The 18,885-nt window shown below is 66.1% G+C and carries 19 protein-coding genes; 13 read left to right on the plus strand and 6 right to left on the minus strand.

The window, feature by feature from the left end; translation table 11 throughout:
- Positions 1-2: 2 nt before the first annotated feature.
- Both ABIE57_RS02145 and ABIE57_RS02150 read right to left on the minus strand, forming a co-directional pair.
- The gene (locus ABIE57_RS02145) at positions 3-743 is read right to left on the minus strand and encodes a maleate cis-trans isomerase family protein (RefSeq protein ID WP_354537332.1); all 741 of its coding nucleotides are present in this window, start codon (positions 741-743) and stop codon (positions 3-5) included.
- Positions 727-1,848, minus strand: a complete 1,122-nt coding sequence (locus ABIE57_RS02150) for an anhydro-N-acetylmuramic acid kinase (RefSeq protein ID WP_354537333.1) — start codon at positions 1,846-1,848, stop codon at positions 727-729. The genes ABIE57_RS02145 and ABIE57_RS02150 overlap by 17 nt, the downstream gene beginning before the upstream one ends.
- 63 nt (positions 1,849-1,911) lie before the next feature.
- Here ABIE57_RS02150 and tyrS point away from each other — a divergent pair, with 63 nt between their 5' ends.
- Together tyrS and arsB are read left to right on the plus strand one after the other, a co-directional pair.
- A complete protein-coding gene (gene tyrS, locus ABIE57_RS02155; RefSeq protein ID WP_354537334.1) occupies positions 1,912-3,159 on the plus strand; it encodes a tyrosine--tRNA ligase in 1,248 nt (415 codons plus the stop codon).
- Positions 3,160-3,285: 126 nt separating this feature from the next.
- A complete protein-coding gene (gene arsB / locus ABIE57_RS02160) occupies positions 3,286-4,338 on the plus strand; it encodes an ACR3 family arsenite efflux transporter (RefSeq protein WP_354537335.1) in 1,053 nt (350 codons plus the stop codon).
- Between the two features lie 25 nt (positions 4,339-4,363).
- Here the strand turns inward: arsB and aroB are convergent, their stop codons facing one another.
- Complete coding sequence (gene aroB / locus ABIE57_RS02165; protein WP_354537336.1) at positions 4,364-5,470, minus strand: 3-dehydroquinate synthase; 1,107 nt, start codon at positions 5,468-5,470, stop codon at positions 4,364-4,366.
- A complete protein-coding gene (locus tag ABIE57_RS02170; protein ID WP_354537337.1) occupies positions 5,467-6,027 on the minus strand; it encodes a shikimate kinase in 561 nt (186 codons plus the stop codon). The genes aroB and ABIE57_RS02170 overlap by 4 nt, the downstream gene beginning before the upstream one ends.
- Positions 6,028-6,138: 111 nt before the next feature.
- Between ABIE57_RS02170 and ABIE57_RS02175 the strand changes: the two genes are divergently transcribed.
- The 4 genes from ABIE57_RS02175 to ABIE57_RS02190 are packed head-to-tail and all read left to right on the plus strand — an operon-like array spanning position 6,139 to position 10,082.
- Positions 6,139-6,288: a hypothetical protein gene (locus ABIE57_RS02175; protein ID WP_354537338.1), complete on the plus strand. Its 150-nt coding sequence runs from the start codon at positions 6,139-6,141 to the stop codon at positions 6,286-6,288.
- A complete protein-coding gene (locus ABIE57_RS02180; RefSeq protein WP_354537339.1) occupies positions 6,275-7,792 on the plus strand; it encodes a hypothetical protein in 1,518 nt (505 codons plus the stop codon). Before ABIE57_RS02175 ends, ABIE57_RS02180 begins: the two co-directional genes overlap by 14 nt.
- Positions 7,789-8,721 (plus strand): site-specific tyrosine recombinase XerD, encoded by a 933-nt coding sequence (locus ABIE57_RS02185; RefSeq protein WP_354537340.1) that lies wholly within the window; start codon positions 7,789-7,791, stop codon positions 8,719-8,721. Before ABIE57_RS02180 ends, ABIE57_RS02185 begins: the two co-directional genes overlap by 4 nt.
- A 53-nt stretch (positions 8,722-8,774) precedes the next feature.
- Positions 8,775-10,082: an HlyC/CorC family transporter gene (locus tag ABIE57_RS02190; RefSeq protein WP_354537341.1), complete on the plus strand. Its 1,308-nt coding sequence runs from the start codon at positions 8,775-8,777 to the stop codon at positions 10,080-10,082.
- 6 nt (positions 10,083-10,088) lie between these two features.
- Here the strand turns inward: ABIE57_RS02190 and ABIE57_RS02195 are convergent, their stop codons facing one another.
- Positions 10,089-10,835 carry a DsbA family protein gene (locus ABIE57_RS02195; RefSeq protein ID WP_354537342.1) on the minus strand — a complete coding sequence of 249 codons (747 nt, stop codon included), beginning with the start codon at positions 10,833-10,835 and terminating at the stop codon, positions 10,089-10,091.
- A 5-nt stretch (positions 10,836-10,840) separates the two neighbouring features.
- Positions 10,841-12,175 carry a M48 family metalloprotease gene (locus ABIE57_RS02200; protein WP_354537343.1) on the minus strand — a complete coding sequence of 445 codons (1,335 nt, stop codon included), beginning with the start codon at positions 12,173-12,175 and terminating at the stop codon, positions 10,841-10,843.
- A 61-nt stretch (positions 12,176-12,236) separates the two neighbouring features.
- Between ABIE57_RS02200 and ABIE57_RS02205 the strand changes: the two genes are divergently transcribed.
- The 7 genes from ABIE57_RS02205 (at position 12,237) to ABIE57_RS02235 (ending at position 18,817) form a co-directional block, all read left to right on the plus strand.
- On the plus strand, positions 12,237-13,382 hold the full coding sequence (locus tag ABIE57_RS02205) for a pyridoxal phosphate-dependent aminotransferase (protein ID WP_354537344.1): 1,146 nt from the start codon (positions 12,237-12,239) through the stop codon (positions 13,380-13,382).
- 95 nt (positions 13,383-13,477) lie between these two features.
- Complete coding sequence (locus tag ABIE57_RS02210; RefSeq protein WP_354537345.1) at positions 13,478-13,603, plus strand: hypothetical protein; 126 nt, start codon at positions 13,478-13,480, stop codon at positions 13,601-13,603.
- Between the two features lie 82 nt (positions 13,604-13,685).
- Positions 13,686-16,022: an outer membrane protein assembly factor BamA gene (bamA, locus tag ABIE57_RS02215; RefSeq protein ID WP_454283697.1), complete on the plus strand. Its 2,337-nt coding sequence runs from the start codon at positions 13,686-13,688 to the stop codon at positions 16,020-16,022.
- A gap of 1 nt (position 16,023) precedes the next feature.
- Positions 16,024-16,614, plus strand: coding sequence for an OmpH/Skp family outer membrane protein (locus ABIE57_RS02220; protein ID WP_354537347.1), 591 nt, complete (start codon positions 16,024-16,026; stop codon positions 16,612-16,614).
- Positions 16,615-16,678: 64 nt separating this feature from the next.
- Complete coding sequence (gene fabZ / locus ABIE57_RS02225) at positions 16,679-17,143, plus strand: 3-hydroxyacyl-ACP dehydratase FabZ (protein ID WP_354537348.1); 465 nt, start codon at positions 16,679-16,681, stop codon at positions 17,141-17,143.
- 82 nt (positions 17,144-17,225) lie between these two features.
- On the plus strand, positions 17,226-18,311 hold the full coding sequence (locus ABIE57_RS02230) for an ABC transporter ATP-binding protein (RefSeq protein WP_354537349.1): 1,086 nt from the start codon (positions 17,226-17,228) through the stop codon (positions 18,309-18,311).
- A complete protein-coding gene (locus ABIE57_RS02235; RefSeq protein WP_354537350.1) occupies positions 18,308-18,817 on the plus strand; it encodes a hypothetical protein in 510 nt (169 codons plus the stop codon). Before ABIE57_RS02230 ends, ABIE57_RS02235 begins: the two co-directional genes overlap by 4 nt.
- Positions 18,818-18,885: the final 68 nt, after the last annotated feature.

The raw sequence follows: 18,885 nt of genomic DNA on the forward strand, positions 1-18,885 counted from the left end.
TGTTATGTCATGGAAAAGAGCCGCCCCGGCCCCCAGCCCGCCGCTCTCTCGCCCATACCGGCCAATCGCAGCATGTGCCAGAACAGTGCCTGGTTCGAGCTGATCACCGGACGGCCCAACATCGCCTCGCCTTCGTCGATCACGCCCATGCTGCGCAGATTGGTGCAACTGGCAAAGACCGCCTCGACGCCCGTCTCGCGCCCGACCTCGCCGATCGCCGCCAGCGTGGCGGCCTCGGGGATGCGCCCCACGATCCGGTCCTCGCTCTCGCCAAAGCTTTTGGCGGCCACCACCTCGATCCCCGCCGCCGCCAGGGCCGCCTCCATCGGTGCCGTGACCTGCGCGACATAGGGCGATACCATGCCGATCCGGCGCACCCCGAGCGCACCGAGCGCCGCGATCACGGCGCTGAGCGGATCGGTCACCGGCGTGCCGGGATGCGCCTTTGACACGCGGGCCGCAACCTCCGTTGGTCCGATCACCGTCGCGCCCGAAGTGCAGCCATAGCCCACGGCGCGCAGCCCCTGCGGCAACAGCGCCGCCGTGCGCGTCAGCTCGGGTGCCATCTGGCCCAGATCCTCGGGCGTGACGTGATCACGCGCCGGAATGCGCGTGTGCAGCACATGGGCGGGGCGTCCGGCAAAGACCGTCCGCGCCTCCCATTCAAGCCCTGTATCGGTGCTCAGCACGATGAGACCCAGTTGAAGCCCCTCCCCCGGCCCGTCGTCAAGCGCGAACGTCATGGTGCCCCCCCTCCGGCCTGCTGATGATCCCGCCCGAGACCGCCGCCCGCACCCCCGTTGTGCCGGGGCAGGACGTGGGCAGCCCCCGCGCCACCCGCACCGCGAGATGCGCAAAGGCCTGCGCCTCGAGCATGTCGCCATCAAGCCCCACATCCTCGACCGGCCCCACCGGACAATCAAGCGCCGCGCCCACCATCGCCATCATCACCGGGTTCCTGCGCCCGCCGCCACAGACCAGCACCCGCTCCGGCGGCTCGGGGCAATGCTCGATCCCGCGCATGACCGCCGAAGCCGCCATCGCCGTCAGCGTCGCCGCCGCATCCGCATCGCTCAGCTCCCCCACCAATGCGATCATCTCGGCAAACGCATCGCGGTCAAGCGATTTGGGGGGTATCCGCATGAAATACGGCTCGTCCAGAAACAGCTCCAGCGCGCCTTGCGCAACCCGGCCCCGCCGCGCCAGCGCGCCGTCGCGGTCATACCCCTCGCCGCAGCGCGCGCGCATGAGGTCGTTGATCGGCGCATTGGCCGGCCCGGTATCAAAAGCCAGCAGCGCACCGTCGTCCTCGGGCCGGGTGCAACGCGGATCGACCCATGTCAGGTTGCCGACACCGCCGAGGTTGAGAAAGGCCAGCGGTCGCGTGGCCCCGATCCACCGCGCACAGGCGAAATGGTAAAACGGCGCCAGGGGCGCGCCCTCGCCCCCCAGCCGCACATCGGCGCTGCGGAAATCCCAGACCACCGGCAGGCCGAGCGCCGCCGCCAGCCGCGCACCGTCCCCGGCCTGGTGCGTGCCGCGCCCCTGCGGCTCATGCGCCAGCGTCTGGCCGTGAAATCCCACCAGCGCCGCGCCGGTGAACTCCCGCAAGACCTCGATATGCGCGGCCTCCACCACCGCCGCCGCGCGGGCCACCTCGGGCGCGCCGGGCCAGCACCCGCGCGCTCTGTGCAAGACCTCCGCCTCCTCGGGCGCATAGGCGCGATAGGCGGCGGGGCCAAAGGCGAAGATCTCGTGCCCGTCGGTCTCGATCATGGCCGCGTCCACCCCGTCCAGCGACGTCCCCGACATCGCCCCCAAGGCCCACGCCCGCCCCACCTTCAACATGGCCTTTTCCTTCGCCCCACGACTGCCTATACATGCCGCGCAATCGCAGACAGGACAAGCACCATGACCTATCGCCCGAAATCGGATTTCCTGCATATCATGCAGGCGCGCGGCTATCTCGCCGATTGCACCGATCTCGAAGCCCTCGATACGGCGCTGCGCGCAGGCACGGTGACGGCCTATATCGGCTATGATGCGACGGCGAAATCGCTCCATGTCGGGCATCTTCTCAACATCATGATGCTGCGTTGGCTGCAAAAGACCGGGCACCGCCCGATCACGCTGATGGGCGGGGGCACCACCAAGGTGGGCGATCCCTCGTTCCGCTCGGACGAACGCCCGCTGCTCAGCCCGGACCAGATCGACGCCAATATCGCGGGCATGAACCGCGTCTTTGCCCGCTATCTCTCCTACGGGGCGGACGGCGCGCTCATGCTCAACAATGCCGAATGGCTTGACGGGCTGAACTACCTCGATTTCCTGCGTGACATCGGGCGGCATTTCTCCGTCAACCGGATGCTGTCCTTTGAGTCGGTCAAGTCCCGCCTCGACCGCGAACAATCGCTGAGCTTTCTCGAATTCAACTACATGATCCTGCAAGCCTACGATTTTCTGGAGCTTTACCGCCGCCACGGCTGCGTGCTCCAGATGGGCGGCTCGGATCAATGGGGCAATATCGTCAACGGCATCGACCTCACCCGTCGCGTGCTCGACGCCGGGGTCTACGGGCTGACCTCGCCGCTTTTGACCACATCGGACGGGCGCAAGATGGGCAAATCGGCAGGCGGGGCCGTCTGGCTCGACGCCGAGTTGCTCAGCCCTTACGAATTCTGGCAGTTCTGGCGCAACACGACCGATGCCGATACCGGTCGCTTCCTCAAGCTCTACACCGAATTGCCGGTCGAGGAGTGCGAGCGTCTTGGCGCGCTTGAAGGGTCCGAGATCAACGCAGCCAAGATCATTCTGGCCAACGAGGTGACAACGCTTTTGCACGGCACCGAGGCCGCGAAGGCCGCCGAGGCCACAGCGCGCGAGGTGTTCGAGAAGGGCGGCGTGGGCGATGACCTGCCCACCGTCGAGATCACACCCGAAGAGCTCGCGGCCGGCCTCTCCATCGTGCAACTCATCGTGCGCGCGGGGCTGGCCAAAACCGGCAAGGAGGCCAAGCGCCTCATTGCCGAGAACGGCGCGCGGCTCGACGATTCGCCGCTTACCGATGCGGGCCTGATCCTCGACGCCGCAGCCCTCGCCACACCGATCAAGCTCTCGGCGGGCAAGAAGCGCCACGCGCTGGTGAAGCGCGCCCACTGACCCGCGCGCACGCCGATTTCTTCCAAAGAAATCGGACCGAAGTCTTTTCAAGACTTCGGCTCCCGTCACCGAAACGTCGCAGTCTCCCGCTTGCAGCCCCCGCCTTGCGGGCATATCCCTCTTGCCATGACCGATCACACCTCGGATACCCCCGGCGGCATGGGAGCCTTCGAGCGTTGGCTCTCGCTCTGGGTGGCGCTGGCCATCGCGGCGGGGGTGGCGCTCGGCAATCTTGTTCCCGGCCTCTTTCAGACCCTCGCCGCTGCCGAGATCGCCCGCGTCAACCTGCCCGTGGCGCTGCTCATTTGGGCGATGGTCTTTCCGATGATGGTGGGCGTTGATTTCGGCGCGCTGCGGCAGGTGGGCGAGCGGCCCAAGGGCCTTGTCATCACGCTCGCCGTCAACTGGCTGATCAAGCCCTTCACCATGGCAGCACTCGGCGTGCTCTTCTTCCGGCATGTCTTTGCCGGGTTGATTCCGCCCGAGGAGGCGCAGGCCTATCTCGCGGGCCTCATCCTGCTGGGAGCCGCGCCCTGTACCGCCATGGTTTTCGTCTGGTCGCAGCTTACGCGCGGCGATGCCACCTATACGCTGGTGCAGGTCAGCGTGAACGACGTGATCATGGTCTTTGCCTTCGCGCCCATCGTGGCGCTGTTGCTTGGCGTGAGCGATATCGCCGTGCCGTGGGAGACACTGCTCTTGTCGGTGCTGCTCTACATACTCATTCCGCTCGCCGCCGGCATTGCCATCCGCAACCGGCTGATGCAGCAGGGCGGCGAACCGGCCGTCGAGGCATTTCGCGCGCGCGTCAAGCCCGTCACCGTCATCGGCCTGCTTGTGACCGTGGTGCTGCTCTTCGGCTTTCAGGGTCAAGTGATCCTCGACCGGCCCCTTGTCATCGTGCTCATCGCCGTGCCGCTGCTCCTGCAGAGTTACGGCATTTTCTTTGTCGCCTACGGTCTTGCCCGCGCATGGCGCGTGCCCTTCAACGTCGCCGCGCCCTGCGCGCTCATCGGCACGTCGAATTTCTTTGAACTCGCGGTCGCCGTCGCCATCAGCCTTTTCGGTCTCGGATCGGGTGCCGCGCTGGCCACCGTGGTCGGCGTGCTGGTGGAGGTGCCGGTCATGCTCTCGCTCGTGGCCTTCGCCAACCGCACGCGGCACTGGTTTCCGGGCTGAGCGGAAGCGCGCCCGTGCCGCCCTGTCAGCGCGCCGCCTCCAGCACCTCTCGCACCGCCTCGATGGGCACGTCCGAGGTCACGAAAGCCGCGCCGATCCCGCGCGCCAGCACGAATCGCAGTGTCCCGTCCACCACCTTCTTGTCCTGGCCCATAAGGCGGACCAGATGGTCATTATCCGGCAACTCTCCTTCGATATCAGACAGATCAACCTTCATCTTCATGTCGCACAGATGGGCGCGCACCCGGCTCGGCTCTTCCTGAGAGCAAAGCCCCAACCGCGCCGAGAGCGAGAACGCCAGCGCACACCCGATCGCCACCCCCTCACCATGCAAGAGCCGCGCCCCGTCGTAGTGTGTGGCGGCCTCCAGCGCATGACAGAATGTATGGCCGAGGTTGAGAAGCGCGCGGTCGCCCTGTTCGGTCTCGTCGCGCACGACGATCTCGGCCTTCATCTCGACCGAGCGTTTCACAAGATGGATGCGCGCCGCCATATCGCCCGCGGCGGCGCGTGATCCATTGCTTTCAAGCCATTGAAAAAATTGACGGTCGCCCAAAAGTCCGTATTTCACCACCTCGCCGTAACCCGCCAGATAGTCCCGTTCGCTCAGCGTTCCCAACACCTCGGTATCGGCCAGAACGAGCGACGGCTGATGAAACGCCCCGATGAGGTTCTTGCCCTGTGGCGCATTGATCCCGGTCTTGCCGCCAACGGAACTGTCCACCTGCGCCAGAAGGCTCGTCGGCACCTGCACGAAGCGCACCCCTCGCCGCAGGATCGCGGCAGCAAACCCCACAAGATCGCCGATCACCCCGCCGCCAAGCGCCACGACCATGTCGCCGCGCTCGATCTTCTCGTCCAGAAGCCACGCCACGACCCGTTCCAGATGCGGCCAGGATTTCGTAGCCTCGCCGGGTGGCAGCGTCAGGCACGAACATGATATATCATTATTTTTCAGTCCATTAATGAACGAACCTAAATGCAGCTTCGCCACCGTCTCATCACTGACCACCGCCACGCGGGGCCGCCGCAGAAGCGGCGCGATACGTGCCCCGGCCTGCCCCAGAAGGCCCGGCCCGATCACCACATCATAGGCCCGTTCGCCCAGCCCCACATGCACCGTTTCGATCATGTCACCTTCTCCAGAATGTCGGGCCGCGTGGCCAATGCCTCGGCGACCCGCGCCGCCATCGCCTCGATCGTGTAATCGGGATGCGCCTCGACGCGCAGATCGGCCTGCGCATAGATCGGCGCGCGTGCCTCGTAAATCTCGCGCAGCGTCTCTTGTGGTTGAGGCGTGCGCAGCAAAGGCCTGGTATTCTTGCCCTTCACGCGCGACCACAGCAAATTGAGATCGGCGTCGAGCCAGACCGATACGCCCTTTTGCGACATCAGCCGCCGGTTGCGCTCGGCCAGAAACGCACCGCCCCCCGTGGAGAGGATCCCGCAATGGGCCTCCAGCAACCGGTCGATCACCTCGGTCTCGCGGCGGCGAAAGAACTCCTCGCCATCGCGTTGGAATATCTCGGCGATCGTCATGTTCGCGGCCTTCTCGATCTCGGCATCGGAATCGATGAAGGGAACCCCAAGGCGGGCCGCCAGCGCCTTGCCCACGGCAGTCTTGCCCGCGCCCATCATCCCGACAAGGACCACGGATTTTTTCAGTTTCCAGCCCGTGCAAGCCGCCACGCTCGGCGCTCCCCTGCCTGTTTGCGAAGTTTTTTCCTCAATGGCGTGATATTGTCGGGAATGCCAGTTATATGTGAGCGAAAATCACAGGGCAAACAGGCAGGATACCTTATGTTTCGGCTCATCAAATGGCTGATTTACCTCGCGGTTCTGGCTGTGATCGCACTCACGGCCTATGCCTATATCGGCCCTTTCTTCGGGGCGGATTTCGCACCATCGCAGACCGAGATCCGGCAAGATGTCACCCTTGAGGCAAAGTAGCAGCGCGCTTGCCGCCGTGCTCTGGGGCGGCATGGCCATGGCGCAAGCGCCGCTCTCGGCCATCGACTGGCTGACAGAAGCCCCGACCGTGACCGTGACCCCGCAAGGGCCGCCCGTGTCCGAGGGGGCAGACGTGCCCGATGTCTCCGTCACGGCACTCGATGCGCCGCGCGCCGATGCTGTCGGCCTGTTGCCGGCCGCGGTCACCGGCTTGCCGACAACGCTTTGGCAAAACAGCACGACCGCGGCCCTGACCGGGTATCTGAACCGGTTGCCGGAACGCCCTTTGCCGGCGCTTCAGGCGCTCTATTACACGCTTTTGCTGACCGAGGCGGACCCGCCCCCCGACACCGGACCGCAAGCGCGCTTTCTCAATGCGCGCCTTGCCGCGCTGCGCCGGTTCGGGGCGGTGGAACCCGCGCTCGCACTGGTAGAACGCGCGGGTGGCAACACGCCCGCGCTTTTTGATGCCTGGCTCGATCTGGCGCTGCTGGAAGGCGGCGAGGATCCGGCCTGCGCAGCCCTCGCCCGCGCCCCCCATCTGAGCCGCGACGCGGGCAAGCGTATCTACTGCCTCGCGCGCGCGGGGGATTGGGAGACGGCGGCCCTGATTTTGCACGGGGCCGAGGCGACGGGCACGCTTGATGAGGCGGACGTGACCCTGCTGGCGCTTTTCCTCGAGCCGGAGCTGATCGACGACATCGATCCGCCAGAGCCGCCCAACCCGATGACGCCGCTGCGTTTCCGCCTTTTCGAGGCGATCGGCGCGCCGCTTGGCACGCGCGATCTGCCACGCGCCTTCGCCATGGCCGATCTGCGCGGCACGGCGGGCTGGAAGGCCGAGATCGAGGCCGCCGAACGGCTGGCCGAGACCGGGGCCGTCGCCGGGGCGCGGCTTTTCGGGCTTTATACCGCGCGCAAACGCGCCGCCTCGGGCGGTGTGTGGGAGCGGGTCGGTGCCATTCAGGCGCTCGATGCGGCGCTTGACGCGGGCCAGCCCGAGACGCTGGCCCGCGCCCTGCCCGCGGCATGGGCCGCCGCGCAGGAGGTGCGGCTGCAAGCCGTGCTGGGCGAGATTTTCGCCGAGCGCCTGCTTGCCGCCCCCCTTGCCACGGCCACGCGTCCCCTCGCCTCTGAAATCGTGGCGCTGTCGGCCCGTTACGAGCGCGCGACAGACATCCTGCCCCCCTCCACGCCACGCCAGAGGCTGCTGGCCGGACTGGCCCGCGGCAAACCACAGGCAGGCGACGCCGTGACCCCGCTCGAAAGCGCGATTGTAGACGCCTTTGCCAGCACCGCCCCCGCCCCCGAACACCGCGCCCTGATCGACGGCGGGCGACTGGGCGAGGCAATCCTTGCCGCCGCCACGCAGCTTGACGCCGCCGCCGTCCGCACGGCCCCTTCGGCCACGCGCGCGGCCCTTGCCACGCTGCGCGCCGTGGGGCTGGAGGACACCGCGCGCCGCGCCGCCCTTCAGCTGTTGCTCCTTGGCCCGTCCAGATGACCGACGAAACCCGAATCGCCACGTTCCTCGAGGCACAGGCCGCCGACCTTGGGGCGGCGCGCAACACCCTTCTGGCCTATGGCCGCGACCTCAAGGATTATGCGGGCTGGCTCGCGCGGCGGGGCGGCGCGCTCCTGACGGCCAGGCAAGAGGATGTGGAATCCTACCTCGTCGCCTGCGATGCCGAGGGGCTGGCGAAATCGACACGGGCGCGGCGGCTGTCCTCTGTCCGGCAATTCTACCGCTTCGCCGTCGAGGAGGGCTGGCGCGCCGACAACCCGGCCATCCGGCTCAGGGGGCCGGGCCGTATGCGTCGCCTGCCCGGCACGCTGAGCGTGGCCGAGGTCGAGCGGCTGCTGGCCTGTGCGCCGACGGTGGGACGTGGTGCTGCGGAGCGGGCGCGCAACGCGGCCCTTGTCAGCCTGCTTTATGCCACCGGGATGCGGGTGAGCGAGCTGGTGGAACTGCCGGTCGCGGCGGCGCGCGGCCGCCCCGAGATGCTCTTGGTGCGCGGCAAGGGCGGCAAGGAGCGGCTGGTGCCCTTGTCGCCGCCTGCCCGCGCCGCGCTCGATGACTGGTTGCGCGCGCGCGATACCGACAAGGCGCGCACGGCCTCACCCCATCTTTTCCCCTCGGGCGGCAAGGCGGGGCATCTCACGCGCCACCGCTTTTACGGGCTGATCAAGGAAATCGCAGTAGCCGCCGGGGTCGATCCCGCGCAGGTCACACCGCACCGGTTGCGCCACGCCTTCGCCACGCATCTTCTGGCGGGCGGGGCCGATCTGCGGGTGATCCAGACGCTTCTGGGCCATGCCGATGTCGCCACCACCGAAATCTACACCCATGTGCTCGACGCCCGCCTGCGCGCGCTGGTGGAAGAACATCACCCGCTTGCCCGCGTCCCCCGAACCGATAGGTCAGAGCCTTGAACACGCGCGTGAGACACCCCATAACCACCCCATGAAACAAAGGATTTCAACGGATGGATGCGACCGGCACGGCGCTTGACCTCACTTTCTGGATGACCGTGGGGTCGATACTCGGACTTCTGGTGCTGTCGGGGTTCTTCTCGGGCAGCGAGACGGCGCTGACCGCGGCCTCGCGGGGCAAGCTGCGCGCGCAGGCGGAGAAGGGCTCCAAGGGGGCCGAAACCGCGCTCACCATCACCGAGGATAACGAGCGTCTGATCGGCTCGGTTCTGTTGGGTAACAATCTGGTCAATATCCTCGCCGCATCGCTGGCCACCGCACTCTTCACGCGGCTCTTCGGCGAGAGCGGCGTGGCGCTGGCCACGCTGGTGATGACGCTGCTGGTGCTGATCTTCGCCGAGGTGCTGCCCAAGACCTATGCCATCACCAATGCCGAGACGGCCGCCGCGCGCACCGCGCCGCTGATCGTCTGGGTGATCCGCATCTTTGATCCGATGGTGAGCGCGGTGCGCTGGTTCGTGCGCCTCATCCTGCGCGGGTTCGGCGTGCAGGCCGATCCCGACAGCCATATCCTTGCCGTGCGCGAGGAAATCGCAGGCGCGCTCTATCTTGGCCAATCCGAAGGCGTTGTGGAAAAGGAGGACCGCGACCGCATCCTCGGCGCGCTCGATCTGGGCGAACGCGCGGTCGAGGAGATCATGCTCCACCGCTCGCGCATCGAGATGATCGACGCGGGCGACGAGCCGCAGGCGATCCTCGACCAATGCCTCAAGAGCAATCACACCCGTCTGCCGCTTTATCAGGACGATCCCGACAACATCATCGGCGTCGTTCATGCCAAGGACCTGTTGCGCGCCATGCACAAGCTGGTGAGCGAGAGCGGCAAGGGCGCGGCGGCGCTGGCCGAATTCGACATCCGCAGCATCGCGCGCGAGCCTTATTTCGTGCCCGAAACCACCACCCTCGATGACCAGATGCGGCAATTCCTGCGGATGCGCAGCCATTTCGCGCTGGTGGTGGACGAATACGGCGCGCTTCAGGGCCTCATCACGCTGGAGGATATCCTCGAAGAGATCGTGGGCGAGATCGTCGACGAGTTCGATGCCGTCGCCGATCACATGGTGCGACGCACGCCCGAGGGCGATTACCTCATCGACGGGGCCATGACGATCCGCGACCTCAACCGCGCGCTGGACTGGTCGCTGCCCGATGAGGCGGCCAATACCGTCGCGGGCCTCGTGATCCACGAGGCGCAGATGATCCCGGCGGTGGACCAGGTGTTCATCTTCCACGGCTTCCGGTTTCAGGTGATATCACGCAAGGACAACCGCCTGACCCGGCTCAAGATCCGCAGGCTCTGAGCGGCGCTAGTTGTTGCGGATCTCGTCGGCAATGGCCTGCATCTGGTCCTGCGGCAGGAAACCGCGCAGCATGTGGTCATCCATGACGAAGGCGGGCGTGCCGTTGATCCGCAACCGCTGCGCCAGCGCGTGATTGGCGGCGATGACCTCGGTCACTTCGTCGGTCTCCATCTCGGTGATGATCGCGTTGGCGTCGAGGCCAAGCGCATCGGCCAGCCGGGTAAAGCCGGCCGCGTTCATCGCGCCGTTATAGCTCATGAGCGCATCATGCACCGACTTGTAGGCCGCGTCGCCCGCCACCCGTTTCGTGGCAATGGCAAAGCGCGAGGCCGCGACGGACTCTTCCCCGAGGATCGGAAATTCCTTGAGAACGAACCGGATATTGCCGTCCGCCGCCAGAAGCCCCTCCACCTCGTCATGGGCGCGGCGGCAAAAGCTGCACCGGTAATCCATGAATTCGACCAGCGTGATATCGCCCTCGGGGTTGCCGCCCACCCAATCGCCCGGCGCGCCAAAGAGCGCATCGGCATTCGCGCGCACCAGTTCCACGTCGGCGGCGGCCTCACCGGCGGCCTGCCGCTCTTCGAGCACGGCGACGGCCTCCATGATCACCTCGGGGTTTTCCAGCAGGTAGGCGCGGATCTCCGCGCGCAGCGCATCGCGCTCGGTGTCGGCAAGGTTTCCCAGATCAAGCGCCTGCGCGGGCAGCGCGGTGCCCAGGGCGACGATGGCGGCGGTCAGACTGAAGCGCATGGTCACTATCTCTTTCTCCCGTTCTCTGCGGTCTCGGCCGCGTGTAGCACATCCTGCGCGCGACGCCAGCCGGGAGAGCCCTGCGGCAAAAGACCCGAGGCGCGCTCGGCATGGATTTTCGCGTCCTTCAGGCGGCCCGCGAGGGCGTAACGCTCGGCGGTGAGGACAGAGGCCATGCCGTTATTGCCAAGCTGTGCCTCGGCCTGCGCCAGATCGCGCAACACGCGGAAATCCCGCCCGTCGCGGGCGCGCGCGCTTTCCAGAACCTTCGCGGCCTCGCGCACCTGACCGTCAGCCAGCAGCGCGCGCCCATAGGCCCCGAGAACGAGCGCATTGCGCGCATCGAGATTGGTGGCGCGGGCATAGGCGGCCACGGCGGGCTTGATCTGGCGGCTCTCGATCAGGATCTGGCCACGCAATTCGTGGTAATGGGCGTCCTTCGGTCGCAGGGCGATGGCCCCGTCAATCGCCGCGAGCGCGCGCCTGAGATCGGCCTGCCGGTGATGCGCCACCGCCTGCCGCATCAGCTTGACATCCTCGAAGCCCGAGTCTCCGGCGCGGGCAAGCGTCCATTTCGGATCGCGCTGAAACGCCGAAAGCTTGCCTTTGGCGCGCGCGAACCAGTAGTCCGCCTCGCGATCCGGTTCGGCGCGCCAGGCCTGCGCCTCGGCCAGCGCCCGGATGCGCCGCACCCGGTCACGCGACAGCGGGTGCGTCTGCGCATAAGCGTCCTGCCGCGTGAGCGAGAGCGATTCCTGACCGGCGAAAAGGTCCATGACCTGAACCGAGCCGCGCGGGTCGACACCTGCGCGCAACATGAAGCGCATCCCGCTCTCGTCGGCGGCGTTCTCCTCGGCGCGGGTATGGGCGAAGAACCCCCGCATCGCCGCCCCCTGCGCCCCCGCCGCCGCCCCGGCCCCAAGCGCGGCATTGCCGGTCGCGGCCCCCGCTATCCCGGCCAGGATCGTGCCAAGCACCGCGGCGTTGCGGGCATCGCGCAGATGGATCGGGCGGCGCATCAAATGGCCGTTGGCGATATGCGCAGCCTCATGCGCAATCACCGCCTGCAGCATCGCCGGGGTCTCCATGCGCTGGACAAGACCGGAATGCAGAAAGATATGATCGGCATCGACCACGAAGGCATTGAGGCTGGGCGCGTCGATGATGAGGATGCTCACCCGCTCGGGGCTGAGACCCGCCGCGCGCAGGATAGGGGCCGCAAGATTGCGCATCGCGTGCTCGATATCGGGATCGCGCAGCAGGGTTATGGCGCGGGCCGGGGCCGCGGCGGTCAGGCTCAGAACCAGGAGGGCCGCAAAAAATATGCGCAGGCTGAGCATTGACCTTGACCGCCTTTCCCAGTGAAACGGGGTCGCAACCCCTGCCGTGAGGAGGAATGTAATGCGTCCGGCCCGCCGATCCAAGGTTGATCCGTTCATCGTCATGGATGTCATGGAGGCCGCGCGCCGCGCCGAAGAGGCGGGGCGGCGCATCATCCACATGGAGGTGGGCCAGCCCGGCACGCCCGCGCCCGCAGGCGCGCGCGCGGCGCTGGCCGCTGCGATGGAGGCGGGCGCGCTTGGCTATACCGTGGCGCTTGGCCTGCCCGAGTTGCGCGCGCGCATCGCAAAGCACTACCGCGACTGGCATGGCGTCGATCTCGACCCGGCGCGCGTGGTGGTGACACCCGGCTCGTCGGGGGCGTTCATCCTTGCGTTCACGGCCCTGTTCGACGCCGGTGCGCGCGTCGGCATTGGCGCGCCGGGCTATCCCAGCTATCGCCAGATCCTGCGCGCGCTCGATCTGGTGGCGGTGGATATCGAGACCTCGGCGGAAAACCGCTTGCAACCCGCGCCAGGCGATCTGACGGGCCGCGATCTGGCCGGGCTGCTGGTGGCCAGCCCCGCCAACCCGAGCGGCACGATGCTCGACCGGGCGGCCCTCGCCGCGCTGATCGGTGCCGCGCAAGCCGGGGGCGCGGCCTTCATCAGCGACGAGATCTATCACGGCATCACCTACGAGGGCCGCGCGACAAGCGCGCTCGAGATCACCGACGACTGTTACGTGATCAATTCCTTCTCCAAGTATTTCTCCATGACCGGCTGGCGCATCGGCTGGATGGTGGTGCCCGAGGACCATGTCCGCACCATCGAGCGGCTGGCGCAGAATCTTTTCATCTGCCCGCCCCATGCCAGCCAGATCGCGGCGCTTGCCGCGATGGACTGCACCGAAGAGCTGGAGGGCAACATGGCCGTCTACCGCGCCAATCGCGCGCTTATGCTCGACGGGCTGCCAAAGGCCGGGTTCGACCGGATCGCGCCACCCGACGGGGCGTTTTACGTTTATGCGGATGTGCGCCACCTGACCGATGACAGCCGCGCGCTGGCCGCCGAGATTCTCGACAAGGCAGGCGTGGCGGTGACGCCGGGGCTTGATTTCGACCCTGCGCGCGGCGCGGGCACGCTGCGCTTTTCCTATGCGCGCAGCACCGCCGATATCGAGGAAGGGCTGGCACGCCTTGCCGCCTTCATGGCCGCACGCGGCTGAACCGCCGCCACATTCCTGCCACATGCCTTGCCAAATAGTGCCATTTCCCGGCGCTATCGTGAGGCTGGCCAAGACATGACCGAAAGGAGTGACTCATGCGGACGATCAAGGACGGCTATCGCGGGGTCCACGTGCTTTTCCGGCTGAATGCCGATCTGCTGCTTTTTGTGGCGACCCTCGTCGTCGCGCTGCTCGCGGCGGGCTATCTGAGCACGCTCTGAGCCGCGCGCATTCGCGTTTTGACAAGCCCTGACAGACGGGGTAGTGACTTCGGTCAATGGGATGTCTGACTGGGTTTGACTTATGAACGGAATTCATGCGGCGCGCTGCCGGGCGTCTTTTTCAACGCGCCTCACTGCGATCCTGGGGCTTTTGGTTTCGCTGGCTCTGTTCGGTGCCGCAGCACCCGCACAGGCGCAGGATTTCCGCTTCACCGAGGTGGTCATCGAGGGCAACCAGCGGATCGAGGGGGCGACAATCCTGTCTTTCGCGGGCATCGAGCGCGGCGAAACCGTGAGCGCGGGACAACTCAACGACGCCTCGCAGCGCATCCTCGCCTCCGGCCTCTTTGAAACCGTCGAGGTCGAGCCGCGCGGCAACCGTCTTGTCATCAAGGTGACCGAGTTTCCGACGATCAACCGCATCGCGTTCGAGGGCAACAACAAGATAAAGGACGAGGATCTTTCGGGCTTCATCCAGAGCCGGTCGCGGCAGGTGTTCAGCCCGACACTCGCAGAGCGTGACGCGGCGACGATTTCCGAGGCCTATTCCCAGAACGGACGGATTGCGGCGCGCGTGACCCCCAAGGTGATCCGCCGCAGCGACAATCGTGTCGATCTGGTCTTCGAGATCTTCGAGGGGCGCGGAATCGAGATCGAACGCATCGGCTTTTCCGGCAACCGCGAATTCTCGGATCGTCGCCTCCGGCGGGTGCTCCAGAGCAAGCAGACCGGGCTTTTGCGCGCCTTCATCCAACGCGACAGCTTTGTCGAGGACCGGGTGAATTTCGACCGCCAGGTGCTGACCGATTTCTACAACTCGCGCGGCTTCGTCGATTTCCGCGTGACCGGCGTCAATGCAGAGCTTGCCCGCGAGCGCGACGCCTATTTCCTCACCTTCACCGTGCAGGAAGGCCAGCAATTCAGCTTTGGACAGATCACCACGGTCAGCGAATATGCCGGCGTCGAGGCCGAAGAATATCATGACACGCTCAAGATCCGCCCCGGCATTGTCTATTCGCCCACGCTTGTGGAAAACTCCATCACGCGGATGGAGTTGCTTGCCGTCAAGAACGGGATCGATTTCCTGCGGATCGAGCCGCGCATCACCCGCAATGACCGCGATCTGACCTTGGACGTGGAATTCGTGTTGCAACGCGGGCCGCGCGTCTTTGTCGAACGTATCGACATCGAGGGCAACACCACCACGCTCGACCGTGTCATCCGGCGTCAGTTCCAGACCGCCGAAGGCGATCCGTTCAACCCCCGCGCGGTCCGGCAGGCCGCCGAACGTATCCGCGCCTTGCGCTTCTTCGAGAATGTCGACGTGAACGCCCGCGAAGGCACGCGCCCGGATCAGGTGATCATCAAGGCCGAGGTGGAGGAAACGACGACCGGAACGGTCTCGGTCGGGGCCAGCTTTTCGACCGATAACGGCCTCGGGCTTCAGTTCGGATTTTCCGAGCGCAACTTTCTCGGGCGCGGACAGCAACTCACCTTCAACATTTTCGGCACCGCCGATAACGTCAACTACAATATCGGCTTCGTCGAACCGGCCTTTCTGGGGAGAGACGTGGCCCTCGGTCTCGATTTCGCCTTTCGGGAAACCAACAGCGACAACAGCCTGTTCGATACCGCGACCGGTATCTTCCGCCCCAGCCTGACCTTCCCGACCGGCGAGAACACGCGTTTTGGCGTGTTCTACAACGTGTCTTACAACGACATGTCCGACTATAACGGCACCTCCGGCATCTTGCAGAACGAGGTCAACCAGGGGGCCTTGTGGACAAGCTCGGTCGGCTACGAATTTACCTTCGACACCCGCCGCAAGGGGCTCAATCCCAAGGCCGGGGTGCTTTTGTCCTTCGGTCAGGAATTCGCCGGTCTCGGCGGTGACAACGAGTTCATCAAGACCACCGCGCGCGCCGTTGCAGAGACCGACGTGTTCCGCGAGGAGGTGACATTGCGCGCCATTCTCGAGGGCGGAGCGATCCATTTCAACAGCGGGCAGGGCAGCCGCTTCATCAACCGCTTTTCCAATCCGATCATCCGCGGTTTCGAGACCAACGGTCTCGGTCCGGCCGAACTGACCCCCGGCGGCAGCACCGAACAACTCGGCGGCGACTTCTTCGCCGCACTGAAATTCGAGGCCGAGTTTCCCCTTGGGCTCCCCTCGGAATTCGGCATCACCGGCGGTGCCTTCTACGACATCGGCTCGATCTGGGGCATCGACAACAAGGGGTCGGTGGCACCCGGCAACACGCTGTCCTCCTCCGGGTTCGAGCCGCGCCATGTGATCGGTCTGTCGCTGTTCTGGGATTCGCCCTTCGGGCCAATCCGGATGGACTTTTCCAACGTGCTGAAATCCGAATCGAGCGATGTAGAGCAGAGCTTCAACCTCTCGGCGCGCACCGATTTCTGATATGCGCGCCCTTGTGATCCTGCTTTCGGTGCTTGCAATCTTTGGCGGGACCGGCGGGCACGCTCAGCAACTCGGTGTGGTTCAGAGCGATGTGCTCGTGATCGACATCGACCGGCTCCTGAACGAAAGCGCCTATGGCCGCCGCCTTCAGGCAGATATCGAGGCGGCGCGCGACAACCTCATTGCCCGCAATGAGCGTGTCGCTGCCGAGCTCGAGGCCGAGGAGCGCACCCTGACCGAACAACGTGCCACAATGGCCCCCGAGGCCTTTCGGGACATGGCGAACGCCTTCGACGAGAAGGTGAGCGAATTGCGCCGCGAGAGCGAGACGCTCTCGCGCGACCTCGAACGCCGTCGGGATCTCGCGCCCATCCAGTTCATGCGCGTGGTGCAACCGGTTCTGGGCGAGGTTCTGACAGAGGCCGACGCGGCGGTCCTGCTCGATGTGCGCAGTGTCATCCTGCGCGCAGAGGTGGCCGACATCACCGATCTTGCCATCGCACGGATCGACGCGCGAATCGGTTCCGGGCCGGTGGCGCCTCCGCCACTGACCGAGAGCGAGGACAACCTTGCCCCCGTCCCGCCTCAGTAGCGCGCTTGCCGCGCATCGCGCCGCTTGCTAGGTCAAGGACCACGTCAAGCCGAGAGGAGCCGCCATGACCGACCCGTTGAAAACCGCCGATATCCACCTCATCCAACGGATCATCCCGCACCGCTATCCGTTCCTTCTGGTGGATCGCGTGGTGGATATCGACGGCTATAAATCCGCGCGCGGGATCAAATGCGTGACGATGAACGAACCGCATTTCCAGGGCCATTTCCCGGACAAGCCGATCATGCCGGGGGTGACCATTGTCGAGGCCATGGCGCAGACCTCGGCAATCATGGTGGGGGTTGGGCTCGATCTCGCGGATCGCAACATGCTGGTCTATTTCATGGCGATCGAGGCGGCCAAGTTCCGCCGCATGGTGGTGCCCGGCGACGTGCTCGAGCTTCACATGGAGACCAGGCGCGGCAAGCCGGGCGGCAAGGTCTGGAAATTCGCGGGCCGGGCCATGGTCGGCGACGAGCTGGCGGCAGAGGCGGAATTCACCGCGATGATGGACATGCCCGCCGCCTGAGCCATCCGCTTGCAAGACGTCACGCGGCTTGCTATCGACGGCAAAACCCGACGAAATCGCTCGGATCAGGAAAGAGGCCCCGGTGCAGACCCCGCCCCCCCGGTTAGAGATCAGGAACCTCAAGCGCAGCTATGATGGCAGGCGGGTGGTGGACAACGTCTCGCTGAAGGTCATGCCCGGTCAGGTGACCTGCCTGCTCGGCCCCTCGGGCTGTGGCAAATCCACGACACTGCGGATGATCGCAGGCGTCGAGATGCAGGACAGCGGCGAGATCCATGTCGATGGCAAGCTGATCTGCGACACGGTCTTTCGCATCCCGCCCGAGCGGCGTCAGATCGGCCTCATGTTCCAGGATTTCGCTCTGTTCCCGCATCTGAGCGTGGCCGAGAACGTGGCCTTTGGCCTGCGCACCTCGCGGCCCGAAAAACGCGCGCGGGTGCTTGAATTGCTTGAGCGGGTGCATCTGTCGCACCATGTCGACGCCTTCCCTCATGAGCTTTCGGGGGGCGAGCAGCAGCGCGTGGCGCTGGCGCGCGCACTGGCCCCGCGCCCGCGCATCATGCTGATGGACGAGCCGTTTTCGGGCCTCGACAACCGCCTGCGCGACGGCATCCGCGACCAGACCCTCGATATCCTGCGCGAGGAGGACACCGCCGTTCTTCTGGTCACGCACGAGCCCGACGAGGCGATGCGCATGGCCGATCAGATCGCGCTCATGCGCGACGGGCGCATCGTGCAGCAGGGCGCGCCCTACAATGTCTACAACGCGCCGGTGGATCGCAGCGCGATGGCGTTTTTCTCCGAGATCAACGTAATTCGCGGCACCGTGCGCAACGCGCTGACCGAAACGCCCTTCGGTCAGTTTCTCGTGCCCGGCGCGCCGGACGGTCTGAAGGTGGAAATCGTCATCCGCCCGCAGCATATCCGCATCGACTTTGACCGCAGCGGGCATGGCCCCAACCCCACGCCCATTGACGGCACGCCCGCGCGCGGCGTGGTCGAGCGCGCGCGCTTCATGGGCTCCGAGAGCCTGCTGGAATTCCGCATGGATCACGACGGCTCGGTGCTCAAGGCAAGCGTGCCCAACGTGTTCCTGCCCAAGCCGGGCACCGTGCTCTGGCTGATGATCCGGCGCGACCGCTGTTTCGTCTTTCCCGTGAAGGCATGAGCGGGCGCGCAGCCATCGCGGCTTTGCTCATCGGGGTGCTGGCAGGCGTGCCGCTCGGGGCCGAGCCGCGCCAGAGCCGCGCCCCCCTTGGCGAGGCGATCCGCGAGGTGCTGATCGACACGCCCGCGCTCCTCGGGCCGCTGGTGGCATCAGACCCCGCACCGATGGATATCTACGCCGGGGCTGTGGCCGATGATCTCGACCTTCTGGCGCGCGAAGCGCCGCTCCTGTTTGGCCCCGACCTGCCCGGTTTCGGCCCCGAGGGGGGTGTGCCCCGCATCGCGTTCTTCACCGCGCCCGATTGCCCCGAATGCGGGCAGGCCGAGGCCGAGTTGCGCGCGCTGGCCGCGCGGCTTGGCCTGCGGGTCAGCCTTTTCGACATGGACCGCGACGCGGCTCTCGCCGCCCGCCTCGGGCTTGACATGGCCCCGTCCTATGTCATGCGCGACCGTCTCTTGCGCGGGGCCATGCCCGCCATCGTGCTCGAGCGTTACCTCGCCCCCTGAGCGGCCCCCTTCCCCCTGCCCCGGCCTTGCTTTAAAGACCCGCGCATCAGGCCCCCCGAAGGAGCGCA

Origin of the sequence: Roseovarius sp. MBR-6 (genome assembly GCF_040547525.1) — a bacterium.
Taxonomy (GTDB): domain Bacteria; phylum Pseudomonadota; class Alphaproteobacteria; order Rhodobacterales; family Rhodobacteraceae; genus Roseovarius.

Bases quoted from the DNA above. Each gene is read 5' to 3' on its own strand.
- ABIE57_RS02145 (WP_354537332.1), bottom strand. From the start codon at position 743: ATGACGTTCGCGCTTGACGACGGGCCGGGGGAGGGGCTTCAACTGGGT.
- ABIE57_RS02150 (WP_354537333.1), bottom strand. From the start codon at position 1,848: ATGTTGAAGGTGGGGCGGGCGTGGGCCTTGGGGGCGATGTCGGGGACG.
- tyrS (WP_354537334.1), top strand. From the start codon at position 1,912: ATGACCTATCGCCCGAAATCGGATTTCCTGCATATCATGCAGGCGCGC.
- arsB (WP_354537335.1), top strand. From the start codon at position 3,286: ATGACCGATCACACCTCGGATACCCCCGGCGGCATGGGAGCCTTCGAG.
- aroB (WP_354537336.1), bottom strand. From the start codon at position 5,470: ATGATCGAAACGGTGCATGTGGGGCTGGGCGAACGGGCCTATGATGTG.
- ABIE57_RS02175 (WP_354537338.1), top strand. From the start codon at position 6,139: ATGTTTCGGCTCATCAAATGGCTGATTTACCTCGCGGTTCTGGCTGTG.
- ABIE57_RS02185 (WP_354537340.1), top strand. From the start codon at position 7,789: ATGACCGACGAAACCCGAATCGCCACGTTCCTCGAGGCACAGGCCGCC.
- ABIE57_RS02190 (WP_354537341.1), top strand. From the start codon at position 8,775: ATGGATGCGACCGGCACGGCGCTTGACCTCACTTTCTGGATGACCGTG.
- ABIE57_RS02195 (WP_354537342.1), bottom strand. From the start codon at position 10,835: ATGCGCTTCAGTCTGACCGCCGCCATCGTCGCCCTGGGCACCGCGCTG.
- ABIE57_RS02200 (WP_354537343.1), bottom strand. From the start codon at position 12,175: ATGCTCAGCCTGCGCATATTTTTTGCGGCCCTCCTGGTTCTGAGCCTG.
- ABIE57_RS02205 (WP_354537344.1), top strand. From the start codon at position 12,237: ATGCGTCCGGCCCGCCGATCCAAGGTTGATCCGTTCATCGTCATGGAT.
- ABIE57_RS02210 (WP_354537345.1), top strand. From the start codon at position 13,478: ATGCGGACGATCAAGGACGGCTATCGCGGGGTCCACGTGCTTTTCCGG.
- bamA (WP_454283697.1), top strand. From the start codon at position 13,686: ATGAACGGAATTCATGCGGCGCGCTGCCGGGCGTCTTTTTCAACGCGC.
- ABIE57_RS02220 (WP_354537347.1), top strand. From the start codon at position 16,024: ATGCGCGCCCTTGTGATCCTGCTTTCGGTGCTTGCAATCTTTGGCGGG.
- fabZ (WP_354537348.1), top strand. From the start codon at position 16,679: ATGACCGACCCGTTGAAAACCGCCGATATCCACCTCATCCAACGGATC.
- ABIE57_RS02235 (WP_354537350.1), top strand. From the start codon at position 18,308: ATGAGCGGGCGCGCAGCCATCGCGGCTTTGCTCATCGGGGTGCTGGCA.